Below are 13,288 nucleotides of genomic sequence, written 5' to 3'. Positions count from 1 at the left end.
GAGTCCATGACAGCCCCGATACCCAGGGACATCCCGGACCTCCCCCCGATCCCGGGCCACGTCGTCCTGCCGCCCACCGTCGTACCGGCCCGCGCCGTGCTGATCCCGGCACGACGTCGCCTGGTCGCCGCCTTCCGCAGCCTGATCGCGCTGCTGGCCCTGGCCGGCGTGACCATCGAGCTACTCGTCGGCGGCGCCCCGCCCACGACGGCCCTGAGCCACTTCACGGTCCAGAGCGGCATCCTGCTGGCGCTGGTCATGCTCGCCTCCGCCCAGTGCGCCTGGTCCGCCCACCACCCCCTGCCGGGCGCCCTCACCGGAGCAGTCCTCTTCTACGTCGTCGCCGCGGGCCTGGTCCAGCACCTGCTCCCGGCAGGTGAGTCTCCCCTGTTCACGACGCCGGGCGCCACCGGCTCGGCCTGGCAGACCGCCGCGAGCCAGATCCTCCACACCGCGGTGCCGGTGGCCGCGGCCCTGGACTGGCTCCTCTTCACCGCCCCCGGCCGCCTGCACCTGCGCCAGGCCCCCGCGTGGCTCCTGTACCCCCTGGCCTACCTGGCCTTCTCCCTGGCCCGCGGCGAACTGCTCCCGCCGGGCTCGCAGGACCGCTACCTCTACCCCTTCCTCGACGTCGCCCGGCACGGCTACAAGGCCGTCCTCGGCAACGCCCTCCTCGTGGGCCTCGCCCTGTACGCCCTGGCAGTCCTCCTGGTAGCCGTGGACCGCACCCGCCCGAACCCGCTCCGCCGCCCCCGGTAAACCGGATTTCGTCTCCGGCCACCGGTGGGCTAAAGTAAACGACGTCGCCGCGACGAGCAGCGACGATCGGGGTGTGGCGCAGCTTGGTAGCGCGCTTCGTTCGGGACGAAGAGGTCGTGGGTTCAAATCCCGCCACCCCGACAGAGAAACACCAGGTCAGGCCCGGTACTGAGAGATCAGTGCCGGGCCTGATCTGCTGTGTCATCCCGTTCTGGTAGCCATTTGGGAGCCGACCTGAGGGAGCGGCTCACCGGTGGCTCCCAGCGAGAGGTGTTCCGCCTTCGAGTACGCCGTGCGCCGCAAGAGTCACCCCACAGCTTGTGCCGGGGAGGCCGCGGACGGTACGACGATCGCCATGCATCCTTGGTCTCCTTTAAATGACCGACAGCTCGCACTCCTCACCCGCATCGGGGGCGGAACGAACCCCGTCACGTCGGACAGCCCCGAGCTCGCCGTCACGGCTCGCGTGCTCAGAGACCGGGGCTTGGTGACCATGTCCAGGAAGAAGGGGAGGTGGCAGGCAGAAATCACTGACGCGGGGTGCTTCTACCTGGAGCACGGGCATCATCCCGACCGTCCGGAGTTGGCCCCACGCAAGCCTCACGCAGCGGCGTCTGAAGCCGGGGCGCCGATTGCCGCCAGCCCTCAGCAGGATGCCCATCCTCCGACAGAGACGAAGCCCGCATCGAAGCGGGACGTGAGACCTCCGCACCTGAGCAACCGCGACGACTTCAGCCCGGCCACGAAGACCGAGCTCGCCAACCGCGTCGCCCACCGATGCTCCGCACCCTCGTGCGGAGCCGCGACGATCGGGCCGTCCGACGCCCGGAAGGGCAGGTTGACCAACATCGGCGTCGGCGCTCACATCACCGCGGCAGCCAAGGGCGGTCCACGCTACGACGGCAGCCTCTCCCCCGAGGAACGGGCCGGGTACGGCAACGGGATATGGCTGTGCGCGAACCACGCGAAGTTGATCGACGACAACGAGGACCGCTACACGGCGAGCCTCCTGCGCGCCTGGAAGAAGAACGCCGAACGCAACGCCCGCGTACGGGTCGGACGTCCCGCCGACTCCCGCGTGCCCGGCCTGCTACTCGACCACGCGGTGGTCATCCCCAAGGGGGACGAGAACCGAGGTCTGGCCCGCTTCCTCGACGACGTCGGCGCGCTGGAGGCGTGGGGACCGGTGGTGTTCGAGGCGACCAGGTTCCTGGCCTACGAGACGGCGCTGAACGCCTTCGAACACGGCGGGGCAGAGAGCCTCGCGGTGAGGACGCAGAAAGGCTGCCTGTACTTGTCGTACGAGGCACCGGAGTTCGGGCCGTCGGGCCTGGAGAAGACCAAGGGCAACGGTGGTGCCGCCGCGCTCAGGGCTTTCAAGGAGCAGTGCGACGGCGTCATGGAACTCACGTACCGCCACCGGGACGGCGTGAACGAATGGACAGTCGTCGACCTGAGCAGGGGCCTGAACGACAACCATCCCTGCGCGCTGCGGCTGGCCCGGGGCATCGCCCAGGGGGGTGACTTCACCCGCGTGGAGGGATGCGCGGAGGTGCACATCTACGTCCCTGACACCGACCGCATCTTCTCCTTCAGCGACGCGGGCAAGCTCGCGCGGCAACTGGTGTCCTGGCTTCCGGACCGGGCCTACGTGTTCCACGGCGTGAGCAAGGACCTGCACCTGCGGGCCTTCATCGCCGAAAGGCTGTCTCGTGTGCGCTTCGCCCCCTCCAGGCAGCGGACTGACGGCGGCGAAGCGCTCTGACGTGACGGGTCCGAAGGTACTACCCGAAGTTCTACTCGTCAGAAGTCACTCGGATACGGCTTGCGCTGACCACCGCCCTGGTGACAAGGCTTTCTGGGAGCCCTCGGGGAGCCAACCAGCTCCCCACCCCATTCGAGACTCCCCGAGGCCCGAACCTCATTCGGGACGAGGAGGCCGTGGGTTCAAATCCCGCCACCCCGACAGTGAAGTTCCAGGTCAGGGCCCTGATCCCCGGTGCGGGTCCGGGGGCCGGGTTCGGTTGGAATGTCGGAGGAGGTAACCGCATGAGCCGACCCGCACACGGCACGCTGCACCACGTCGAGCTGTGGGTGGCGGATCTCCACCGCGCACTCGCCTCGCTCGGCTGGCTGCTTCAGGCGCTGGGTTACGCCGTCCACCAGGACTGGGACCGCGGCCGCAGCTGGCGGCTCGGTCCGACCTACCTGGTCATCGAGCAGTCCCCAGCCCTCACCGCCGAACGGCACGACCGCTGCCGTCCGGGACTGAATCATCTGGCCTTCCACGTCGAAGACGCCGCCATGGCCGAGAGACTGGCTGCCGACGCCGCCCAGCACGGGTGGAGGCTGATGTTCCCCGAACGGCATCCATACGCCGGCGGCCCACAGCACTACGCCGCCTATCTGGAGAACGACGACGGCTTCGAGGTCGAACTCGTCGCGATCGGCCCACCGGAACCAGAGACGCGGCTCAGGTGACGTGCCGCCAGGTGTTTTCGGGCAGCAAGGAGTGCGTGCGGAAGGGGAGTGTGAGCCACCCCCGGGCTTGACGACGGTTTTGCGACCTCCGTAGTCGGTTTCGGACCACATGATGGCGCGCTTCTTCACTGCACGAGGCCGGTGCACCGATCACCAAGACCTTAGGCATCGCCTGACAACCGCTCAGGCCCAACTCGGCGAGTTGACGCACGTGGTGAGCACCCGGATTTCCCGGATCGAGGTGGCGTCCGGAGCCAAGCCGATGCTGGAGCCGGCCCGGGCGCTGGACGCGGGCTCTCGGTGCGGACGACCTGTTGGTGGAGCTGTAGCCGTACGCGTACCGGGAGGCGTTCCCGGACTGACCGCGCGCATTCATCACTCACTCGGAAAGGGTCGCCACCCACATGGGGCGGCAAGGGCGGCTTACGTCGCCCGGGAGCCGGAGCCGTGGGTAGTGCTCGACGAGGCAGTGCTCAGGCGGCCGATGGGCGGGGGCGACGTCATGCGGGCGCAGTTGGAGCGGCTGGTGGAGGCGGCGACGGAGCCGCACATCACGGTGCAGGTGCTGCCGTTCGAGCAAGGTGGGCACGATGCGCTGGGTGGCTCGCCGACGGTTCTGACGCTGCGGTACGGCTCGGCGGTGGCCTACACGGAAGGTGCGCACTACGGCCAACTCATCGGGAAACCAGTCGGCGACCGCCCTTCACCTCGCTTACGAACCGCGGCCCAGGAGCCACCCCCGAAGGACACCACTGTCCCGTCGGAACCTTGCCTTCACGAACGGGCACGACGCTCGTTAACCCGTCGGCGACCTCAACGCAGTTGCCGCCCTCCTGATTGCTGCAGCTGCTCCTGCGCCAGGCGACGACGTTCGGACCGGGAAGGAACGGTCGCTTCACGGTAGTAGCCCTCCACCGCGGACCGGATCGCCGCCTCTGAGTCAACCGGGTGCTGGTCGGCAGCCGTTCCCCGGGTCCGCCGGTGCCTCGTTCGCGAGGGGCCGGTGGGCCGCTGACCTCCCCAAAGAACCGGGGAAAGAACTACCCGCCCACCCAACCCTCCCCGCGCCGGTGCGCGCGTGTCACCCGTGCGAGTGACTGGCTTGCGGGTGCGGGATTCGGGCCGTTACGTTCACCGCAAGAGCGCACCACCGACCCACAACAGAGCGGCCCACGCCCAGGATTCGCCGTCCCGGACGAGGGCCTGACCGATCAAGGAAGAGAAGAGCTTCCCGATGGCTGACTCGCAGTCTAACGCGCGCCTGCGCGCCGACGCCGGGGCACCGGCATCCGGTGTGAACCACGTACGCACCCGGCTCACCGCCGACTTCACGGTGATCTCCAACGCCCTTGCCCAACGGCGCGGCAGCGCGGTCACGGTCGGTGTGGCCGTGTACATCCTGTCGTTGCCCTCCGGCGCCCCTGTGACCATCACCGCCCTGTGCGAGCACTTCAGCGAGGGCGAGATTCTGATTTCGCGTGCTCTCCGGGAGCTGGAAGCCGCCGGTTACCTGGAGCGGCGCCGAGAGCGTCTGGCCTCTGGACGGATCCGCACCCGCACGTACTTCTACGACGTCCCCGGGGGCCACGGTCCTGACGGCCCGCCCGAGCCGCCGAAGCCGCCCCGGCCCCAGGCACGGCCCGTCGTCCAAGAGCCCGCTCCGCCGCTGCGTGAGGCGGCGCCCACTCCCGGCCCCGAAGCGCCCGAGAGCCCGACCCTCGCACTTGCCGACGCCGATCCGAAGGCGGTCGCCGTGCTGACCGCCCTGCGTCGGGTCGACCCCCGTCTCGTCCTGTCGGAACGGGAGGCCGCCCGCCTGGCTCCGGCCGTGGCCGAGTGGCTGGCGGCCGGGGTGGGAGCGCCCGAGATCACCGAGCTGCTGACCGTACGGCTTCCCGACCAGTTCCGAGCACGCCCGGCGAGCATCCTCGCGTTCCGCCTGCGAGAAACGCCTCTGCCCGCGCCACCCCGGGCGCCTCTCCCGCTGACCGTCGAACGTCCGGCAGTGCTGCCGTTCCAGACCTGCGACGGCTGCGAGCGCGCCTTCCGTGCCCAGGAACCCGGACACTGCCGAAGCTGCCGGGACCACCTCGTCGGGGAGCGCCTGCGTGCGGCCTGCTGATCCGGTGAGCGGGTGTGCCGTACGGCCCAGGGTGGCAGTCTTGACGTGCGACGATGCGAGATCCGGTACCGGGCACGACCGGAGGAGGTGGGGCATGGTCGACAGGTTCGAGGACGGACTTCTGACTCCCGCGGAGCGCACATGGCCGCCCTGACCGGCGGCGGACGGTCAGGGCCGGAACCGTCCGCCCGCCGGGTGCGACTCCGCCCCGATGGGAGCAGTCGTCGTCGCGCGGCGGATCCAGCGGTGCGGTCCCTCTAGAGTGGCATGACCACGTTCGCCGGCGCAGAGCCCAACGAGCCCCGGGGAGCGGTCCGGTGGCCACCGTGTCGGCTGCGAGGGCCGCCGGACACGACGATGCGTCAGTGTGACAAGGGGGGTAGATGGCCAGGCGGAGTGGACGTGAGAGCAGCCACGCGGTGCGCATGGTCTTACGTGCGGTGTTGGCCGGTGTCACGGGCAGTGTGGTCGGCATTGCCGCGTACTCGATCAGCCAGACCGGCGGGCAGCGGCTGTCGGTCATCGTGGGGTGCCTCATCGGTGTCGCCGTGGTTCTCGGTCTGGAGCTGTACCGCAGGTCCGCTCAGCTGACGGAGGTCCGGCTCGTACTGCTCGGCAACGAGATGTCGTTCACCACCAAGACGGACATGCGGCAGGCCGCTCAACGGATGTTCTTCCAAGCCGCCACCCGGGTCGCCACTCGCCCGTTGGAGGACGGCAGCGGGAACCTGCGCGAGGCCCTGACCTCTCTCAAGACGCTGTTCGACCTCTATCGCGAGCCGCTGGAGGGGCACATGACCCCTCCTCCCCCTGCGAAGGGGGACTCGGTGTACGAACTTGCTCTGGACATACTGAACTTCGAGCTCGCTCCCTTCCTGGCCAAGTGGCACCCCGGTCTGAAGGACTTCGAAGACCGCCACCCCGACCGGGACGAGACCGACTGGCCGCAGAATGCCGAGTTCCGCGCGGAGCTCCGCCAACTGCAGGAGAGGCTGCGGCCGTACGTGATCGGGCTCGGGGAGATCGCCGGTATTCGTGATCCGGAGCGGCATCTGCGGCCGTCGGGCCGCTCCACGCAGGCCCGCCCCGCGGTGCCGCATCAGGACGGGGCACGACCCGGCCCGCGGGAATGACACCGCACTCGGCGAAGCCGCTCGCCGGAGGCGGTGTCGCATGATGTCAGGGTGATGATCTCCATCGTGCAGGCGCTTCGTGGGTCCGGCCCGGACGACCAGGCAATCTGCGCACCCCCCCCCCATCGGTTTTTCGGACGTCGAGAGGCAGGAATCAGCCCGTCGGCTGAGGTCCCCACCAGGAGGCAGAAATGAGCACGCCCGACGCCGCCGAACCGGAATGGGACGTGTTCATCAGTTACAGCCGGTCCGACGCCGGCAAGGTCAGCGCACTGGTGTCCGCGCTTCAGGCACGCGATCTGCGCGTCTTCGTCGACGACACCGCCGTGGACGACTTCGCGTCCATCACCGCCACCATCACGGAAGCATTGGCCCACTCCCGGATACTGCTCGCCCTGTACTCGGCGGACTACCCGCAGCGGCGAGCGTGCCAGTGGGAGCTGACCTACGCGTACCTGACCGGGCTGCGCGAGGGTGATCCCCGCCGGCGGACACTCGTACTCAACCCCGAACCCGCTTCCGACCACGTGCACCCGGTCGAGCTGCGAGACGCCCGGCACGGGCCCTGGCCCGCCACCCCGGAGGGACTCGACCGCCTCGCCGCGCGCGTGGCCGACCATGTCGGCACCGTCACCACGTTCATGGGGAACGCCGCGGGCGCGTCCGTCGTCCCGTGGCTGCCCGCGCCGGCTCGCACGGGCTCGTTCCGCTTCACCGGCCGCCTGCCCGAGCAATGGCGCATCCACACGGCCCTCCACCGTCACCGTGCTCCGCTGGTCGCCCAGGCCGGCGGAGGTCGCGGCGCGCAGTTGCGCGGCATGCCCGGGCTGGGCAAGTCGCTGCTCGCCCAGGAATACGCCCTGCACTTCGGTTCGGCCTTTCCCGGCGGCGTCTTCTGGTTCGACCTGCACCCGTACGAAGGGCAGCCCTCGGAGGCGATGGAGTCCTACGCGGAACAGGTCTCCACTGTGCTGGCGGCCCTGCGGGTGACTGCTGCGACGCCCTCTCTGCCCGGCCTGCTCAGCCACCTCGCGGTCGCCCTGGGAGAGCGCGGCCTGCCCTGTCTGTGGGTGGTCGACGGCGTCCCCGACGGACTCACCGCGGACCAGCTCACTCTCCTGCGCGGCCCGCACCTGCTCACGGCCACCCTGATCACGACACGGTCCCTTCGGTACACGGCCTTCGCCGAGTGCGTCGACATGGCCCCGTTGTCGGACGCCGACGGCTATCGCCTCCTCACGTCCCGCCGCGTGCCCGGCGACGAGCTGGAACACGCCGCCGCTCTCGCGCTCGTCCGCGACGTCGGCGGGCATCCCGAGGCGCTGGATCTCCTCGCCGACCTCACGGCCACCGGTGACTTCACCGACGTACGCAATCGGCTGCACGCCCACGGCCCGGACGTGCTGGCGACCCGCTGGCCGGTGTCCGGTACTGGCGCGCCGACCCGCCGTCCACTCGCGACAGCCCTGCTGCCAAGGCCCCTCTCCGGTACGGACCCGGCCGACGACGTCCTGCGGCTGCTTGCTCTCGCCTGTCCGGCACCGCTGTCCCAGACGGCCCTGGAAGACGTCCTGTCCTCCATCGGCCCTTACGACCCGTGGGACGTGGGGGCCCTCGTCTCAGAGGCGGTGGAAGCTCTTCGCGGATCCGGTGCGCTGCGCCACGAACCGCTGCCCGACCGGTCCTGGACCATCCATCCGCTGCTCGCCCGAGCAGTACAGCGTCACGACACGAACGTGGCCCGCCAGGAGGATCTCCGTCGCCTCCTCCTCCATACGCTCGTTCCGGACGTCTCCTCCGGGGCTTCGGTTCCGGGCCGGGCCGCGACGACGAGTGCCCCCGAAGCCCGGCTCGCGCTCACCGCCTCGGTGGGCGTCCGCCCCGGCCCCCTGGAACGGGCGGCGGCCTTCGACCTCCAGGTCGAACTGGTCACCCGAGTCGGCGTCCAGCCGCTTCCCCGGGACGACGGCTCGCTGCGGGAGGCACTGACGTCGCTGCACTCACTGTTCGCCACGACACGCGATCTGCTCCACCGAGTCGCGAGCGAAACCGCCACCCCTCTCACCCTCCCCGCCGTCGCCGCGCGGCTGACCAACACCCACCTGCGTCCCTTCCTCACCACTTGGCACCCAGCGCTCCAAGAGCACGAAGCGACTCGGCCGCCGGACGTCAGCCCCGTCGAGCATGAAAGGCGCTGGAAACGCTCTGCCGAAATGCGTGCGGACCTGGCCGAGTTGAGAGGACCGCTCACCTCCGTCGCCGAAGAACTCGCCGCGCTGTGCGGCGTCGACCTCCTGACTCCTTCCTCGCCACCCGGGTGAGACCGGCACGACCCGCGCGATCAGGGGCCGAGCGGTGCCCGTGTGGACCAGGGTGGGGCCGCAGGCCGGGCGGCGAGCGGTGGACGGCCCCTGCCACGACCTGTGCCCGGGCCGCCGGTGGGCCGAACGCGACAAGGATCTCGCCCCGGCCCTTCCCCCCCCCGTCTCGGCCAGGGCTGTGCCGGAGCTGCCGCGGCCAGGATCCGGGGCATGAGACGGCGGGCCGGTGCGGGACAACAGGTAGAAGCGCAGCAGAAGTTCACCGGTATGCGGCCGATGGAACCGCCCCCGGCCGGGTCGGACGCCCTCGGAGTGACCACCCACTACCTGAATCACTTCAGGAGGGAGTACACGCGCACACGCGAGCTGATGAAGAAGAAGGCCCGGCGGTCCACCGTGGGGATCGCGGCCCTGAACGGACTCATCGCCGTGCTCGGTGTGGCGGTCGCGGCCTGGAGGGACTACGCCGCCTGGCTCGGGTTGGCGAGCACGGTCGTGGCCGGCGTCGTCGGCGTCATCTCGGCGTGGAGCGGGCTCATGCGTCACCACGAGTTGTGGCAGCAGCGGAGTCTGATACTCGCGGAACTCCAGCGCGTCATCAGGAACGTCGAGCGTCGGGAGGCTTCGGGCGACGACCGGCAGCTCATCGCGCGGGAAGCGATGGAACTGCTCGACGCGACGCTGAGCCAGGACGCCGGCAACTGGGGCAGTCTGAGCCGGACGCCGCTGGCCGGAGCCCAGTTCCAGCCGCTTCCGGCGACCGTCGAGCGCGCACGGGAATGACACCGGCCGGAATCTCGCCGGCCCACGGCGTGCCGTGGGCAGATGCCGCCGTCCGTCCCACCGCGCCCGGGGGTGTACCTGACCCCACCCCCGATACGGGTCCCAGGTGGTTCGTCACCCCGTTCGAGCCCTCCCACGGTGAAAGTGTCAACAACCGGAAGGGCACGCGCACATGACAGTCAACACACGGACGGCGGCCATGCGGCTGGACTCCGTCACGAAGACGTACGGCGACGGGCACAACGCCGTCACCGCCCTGCCGGGGGGTCTCCCTGGAGGTTCCGCGCGGCACCTTCACCGCTGTCATGGGGCCCTCCGGCTCCGGCAAGAGCACCTTCCTGCACTGCATCGCCGGGCTCGACCAGCCGACTACCGGCCGCGTCTTCCTGGGCGACACGGAGCTGTCCGGCCTGAAGGAGGCCCAGCTGACGGCAGTAAGGCGGGAGCGGATCGGCTACGTCTTCCAGGCCTACAACCTCATGTCGGCGCTGACGGTCCAGCAGAACGTCACCCTGGTCGCGCGCCTCGCGGACGTGGCCGTGGACGATGCGTGGCTGCGCGATCTGCTGACCCGGGTCGGGATGAGCGAGTACGGCGACCGTCGGCCCAACCAGCTCTCCAGCGGCCAGCAGCAGCGCGTGGCGATCGCCCGCGCCCTGGCGACCCGGCCGGACGCGCTGCTGGCCGACGAGCCGACCGGCGCGCTGGACACAGCACGAGCCAGGAGGTCCTCAAGCTGTTCCGGCAGATCGTGGACGAGACGGGCCAGACCGTGCTGATGGTGACCCACGACCCGGTCGCCGCGTCCTACGCCGACACGGTGCTCTTCCTCGCCGACGGGCAACTGGCGGGGCAGCTGTACAAACCCTCGCCGGCCGAGGTCGCCGAGCACATGACGCACCTCGGCGACCGGTGAGGCGGCCGTCGTGTTCGACATCGCATGGAGCACCATCAAGAACCGCAAGGGCGGGTTCGTCGCGGCCTTCATCGCCGTGATCTGCGGCTCGGCCGTCATCACCGCCTGCGGTGTGCTGTTCGTGTCCGGGCTGCTCTCGGGCGTCGCGCCCGAGCGCTACGCCGGCGCGACCGTCATGGTCGGCGGCCGGCAGACCAAGGACGTCAAGGAGAACTTCGACCCGTACTACGCCGAGCGCGTCACCGTGCCGGCGTCGGTGGCCGAGCAGATCTCCCACGTCGACGGCGTCGAGAAGGTCGTGCGCGACCACTCCGTCGAGATGAGCCTGCAGAAGGACGACGGCAGCGCACGCGGCGCGCCGGTGCCGTTGCAGCACCCGTTGTACGGCCACGGCTGGTCGTCGGCCGCGCTCGGCCCCTTCGAGCTGGCCGAGGGCGACGAGCCGGGCGGCGCCGGGGAGACGGTGCTGGACGCCGGCCTCGCCCGCACGGCCGGACTGAGGGTCGGGGACACCGTACGGCTCTCGGTCGCGACCACGCCGCAGAACTACAGGATCGTCGGCCTGGTCGACGCGCCCGGGAACGGCCTGGACCGGCAGTCGGCGGCCTTCTTCACCGACGCGCGGGCCGCCGAACTCTCCCAGCGTCCCGACCGGCTGACGGCGATCGGCGTCCTGGGCGAGGACGGGACCGACGCGGGCGAACTCGCCGGGAGGATCGAGGACGCCGTCACCGGGACCGACGTCGTCACCTACACCGGTGACGCGATCGGCGACCTGGAGTTCCTGGACGTCGGCCAGTCCCGCGGCTTCCTCGTCATGCTGTCCGCCTCGTTCGGCGGCACGGCGCTCGGCGTCGTCGTCTTCGTCGTCTCCTCGACCCTCGGTCTCGCCATCCACCAGCGCCGTCGTGAACTGGCCATGCTGCGCGCCGTCGCGGCGACACCGCGCCAGGTGCACAAGCTGATCGGCAGCGAGGTGCTGCTGGTGGCCGCCGCCGGCGCGGTGCTGGGCGCGGCGCCCGGCTTCCTGGTCGCCGGACTGCTGCGGGACGCCTTCGCGGACGTCGGTGTGCTGCCGGCCGACTTCGAGCTGTCGTTCAACCCGTTGCCGGCCGTCGCCGCCGTGCTGCTGTCCGTACTGGGCGCGCTGCTGGCCGGGTTCGTCGCGGCTCGCCGGATCGCGAAGATCAAGCCGGTGGAGGCGCTGAGCGAGTCGCAGGTGGAGAAGGGCGAGCTGGGCCGCACCCGCAAGGCCGTCGCCCTGGGGCTGCTCGGACTGGGTCTGGTGACGTCGATCGTGCTGCCGCTGCTGATCCCCGGCCAGCTGGCGATCGCCGGCGCCGGCGGCTCGCTGCTGCTGCTCATGGTGGGCAGCGCGCTGATCAGCCCCAACCTGGTGCGGACGACGACCCGTCTGCTGACGCCGCTGCTCATGCGGTCGAAGGTGAGCGGCTACCTGGCGGCGGCCAACAGCCACGCCAACGCCCGCAGGCTCAGCAGCGCGGTCGTGCCACTGGCGCTGGGCACCGCGATGGCGCTGATGCAGATCTCGATGCTGAACACGGTCGAGGTGACGGCGAAGGAGCAGGCGGCGACCGGCGTCGTCGCCGACTACGTGGTCACCGGCGGCACCACGGGCCTGTCCACCGACCTGGCGCAGAAGGTCCGCGCCGTCGACGGTGTCGGCACCGTCACGCCGGTGGCCCGCTCGCAGGTGCTGATCACCTATGTCGAGATCGACAAGCCGGTATCCAACCCCTTCAGCGCGCAGGGCCTGGACCCCCGCGACCTGGACCGCACGCTCGACCTGGACGTGCGCGAGGGCAGCATGGACGAGCTGCGGGGCGACACGGTGGCGCTCAGCCGGATCGCCGCCGACACCGCACGGCTGGACGTCGGCGACACCGCCGACGTGGACCTCGGCGACGGCACGCACAAGGAGCTGGAGGTCGTCGCCCTCTACGGGAAGGGCCTCGGCTTCGGCGACGTCACCCTCCCGCACGGGATGCTGACCGAGCACACCGCCGGCGGGCAGGACACGGCGCTTCTGGTCACCGGCGAGGACGGTGGCGGCACCGACGGGAAGGTGGAGTCGGGCCTGGCCGACCTGGCCGACGGCACTCCCGGTCTCGTCGTACAGAGCCCGGAGGAGTTCGGCGCCGTCGAGCAGGGCCAGTTCACCCAACAGTCCTCGACCAGCCTGATCGCCAACGCGCTGCTGATCCTCTACGTGCTCATCGCCGTGGTGAACACCCTGGTGATGGCGACGACGGGCCGCAGCCGCGAGTTCGGCATGCTGCGGCTGATCGGCACCAGCAAGCAGCAGACCCGGCGGATGATGTTCCTGGAGTCCTGGGTGGTGATCCTCACCGCCGTCGTCGTCGGCATCGCCATCGCCGTCCCGCCGGCCGTGGGCGCTGCCCTGGGCACGACGGGCCAGCCGATCCCGTACGTGGAGCCGCTGGCCTGGGGCGGCATCGTGGTCTTCGTCGCCCTGCTGGGGTGGCTGTCGATCAGCCTGCCGACCCGCTCGGCCCTGCGGGGCCGCCCGATCGACGCGGTGTACGCGGCGGAGTGAGGACGCGCGTACCGCGGTGACCGCCCCCCGAGCTGCTTCAGCCGCGGGCGGTCACCGCCGTTCGGGACGGGCAGCTCGTCGTCATGCCGGACAAGGAGGGCGGTCCGGCGTAAGGGAGGCGTTAGAGAGTGACAGGGGGTGGTGGCGCCCGGCCGGGCAGGATCTAGGGTGTCCCGGGTTGCCGGAAGGACTGGC

General features: G+C 70.4%; 8 protein-coding genes, 1 tRNA gene and 5 pseudogenes. 12 read left to right on the top strand and 2 right to left on the bottom strand.

Annotated elements, in window-relative coordinates; all coding sequences use genetic code 11:
• The first annotated feature begins 6 nt into the window (after positions 1 to 6).
• From ACIQFU_RS22675 to ACIQFU_RS22655, 5 genes and pseudogenes are all read left to right on the top strand, one after another.
• A complete protein-coding gene (locus ACIQFU_RS22675) occupies positions 7 to 759 on the top strand; it encodes a Pr6Pr family membrane protein (protein ID WP_402553892.1) in 753 nt (250 codons plus the stop codon).
• 67 nt (positions 760 to 826) lie between these two features.
• Positions 827 to 900 (top strand) — tRNA-Pro (locus ACIQFU_RS22670).
• Between the two features lie 556 nt (positions 901 to 1,456).
• Entirely contained in the window at positions 1,457 to 2,524 is a 1,068-nt protein-coding gene (locus ACIQFU_RS22665; RefSeq protein WP_402553890.1) for a hypothetical protein, read from the top strand.
• Positions 2,525 to 2,808: 284 nt separating this feature from the next.
• Positions 2,809 to 3,240 (top strand): VOC family protein, encoded by a 432-nt coding sequence (locus ACIQFU_RS22660; protein WP_402553888.1) that lies wholly within the window; start codon positions 2,809 to 2,811, stop codon positions 3,238 to 3,240.
• A gap of 109 nt (positions 3,241 to 3,349) precedes the next feature.
• Positions 3,350 to 3,916: pseudogene (locus tag ACIQFU_RS22655) on the top strand (Scr1 family TA system antitoxin-like transcriptional regulator); the annotation flags it as partial.
• Here ACIQFU_RS22655 and ACIQFU_RS22650 read toward each other — a convergent pair.
• Positions 3,915 to 4,052: pseudogene (locus ACIQFU_RS22650) on the bottom strand (hypothetical protein); the annotation flags it as partial. The pseudogenes ACIQFU_RS22655 and ACIQFU_RS22650 sit on opposite strands and share 2 nt — an antisense overlap.
• 1 nt (position 4,053) lies before the next feature.
• A pseudogene (locus ACIQFU_RS22645) lies at positions 4,054 to 4,188 on the bottom strand (transcriptional regulator); the annotation flags it as partial.
• 286 nt (positions 4,189 to 4,474) lie between these two features.
• On the opposite strand from ACIQFU_RS22645, the gene ACIQFU_RS22640 reads away from it, so the two are divergent.
• The 7 genes and pseudogenes from ACIQFU_RS22640 to ACIQFU_RS22610 all read left to right on the top strand — a co-directional run bounded on the left by ACIQFU_RS22640 (position 4,475) and on the right by ACIQFU_RS22610 (position 13,093).
• Entirely contained in the window at positions 4,475 to 5,362 is an 888-nt protein-coding gene (locus ACIQFU_RS22640; RefSeq protein ID WP_402553886.1) for a hypothetical protein, read from the top strand.
• 443 nt (positions 5,363 to 5,805) lie between these two features.
• A complete protein-coding gene (locus ACIQFU_RS22635) occupies positions 5,806 to 6,495 on the top strand; it encodes a hypothetical protein (protein ID WP_402553885.1) in 690 nt (229 codons plus the stop codon).
• A gap of 191 nt (positions 6,496 to 6,686) precedes the next feature.
• Positions 6,687 to 8,816, top strand: a complete 2,130-nt coding sequence (locus ACIQFU_RS22630; RefSeq protein ID WP_402553883.1) for a TIR domain-containing protein — start codon at positions 6,687 to 6,689, stop codon at positions 8,814 to 8,816.
• A gap of 28 nt (positions 8,817 to 8,844) precedes the next feature.
• Positions 8,845 to 9,030 (top strand): annotated as a pseudogene (locus ACIQFU_RS22625) (hypothetical protein); the annotation flags it as partial.
• Positions 9,027 to 9,599, top strand: coding sequence for an SLATT domain-containing protein (locus tag ACIQFU_RS22620; RefSeq protein WP_402553881.1), 573 nt, complete (start codon positions 9,027 to 9,029; stop codon positions 9,597 to 9,599). The pseudogene ACIQFU_RS22625 and the gene ACIQFU_RS22620, both read left to right, overlap by 4 nt.
• Positions 9,600 to 9,771: 172 nt before the next feature.
• Positions 9,772 to 10,515 (top strand): annotated as a pseudogene (locus ACIQFU_RS22615) (ABC transporter ATP-binding protein).
• Positions 10,516 to 10,525: 10 nt separating this feature from the next.
• A complete protein-coding gene (locus ACIQFU_RS22610) occupies positions 10,526 to 13,093 on the top strand; it encodes an ABC transporter permease (protein WP_402553880.1) in 2,568 nt (855 codons plus the stop codon).
• Positions 13,094 to 13,288 lie beyond the last annotated feature (195 nt).

Origin of the sequence: Streptomyces sp. NPDC093065, from assembly GCF_044754585.1 — a bacterium.
GTDB lineage: Bacteria > Actinomycetota > Actinomycetes > Streptomycetales > Streptomycetaceae > Streptomyces.
The sequence above is the reverse complement of the archived record's forward strand: the minus strand, read 5'-3'. Positions and strand labels throughout refer to the sequence as shown.

Coding starts and splice junctions, on each gene's coding strand:
- ACIQFU_RS22640 (WP_402553886.1), top strand. CDS start 4,475: ATGGCTGACTCGCAGTCTAACGCGCGCCTGCGCGCCGACGCCGGGGCA.
- ACIQFU_RS22660 (WP_402553888.1), top strand. CDS start 2,809: ATGAGCCGACCCGCACACGGCACGCTGCACCACGTCGAGCTGTGGGTG.
- ACIQFU_RS22620 (WP_402553881.1), top strand. CDS start 9,027: ATGAGACGGCGGGCCGGTGCGGGACAACAGGTAGAAGCGCAGCAGAAG.
- ACIQFU_RS22630 (WP_402553883.1), top strand. CDS start 6,687: ATGAGCACGCCCGACGCCGCCGAACCGGAATGGGACGTGTTCATCAGT.
- ACIQFU_RS22675 (WP_402553892.1), top strand. CDS start 7: ATGACAGCCCCGATACCCAGGGACATCCCGGACCTCCCCCCGATCCCG.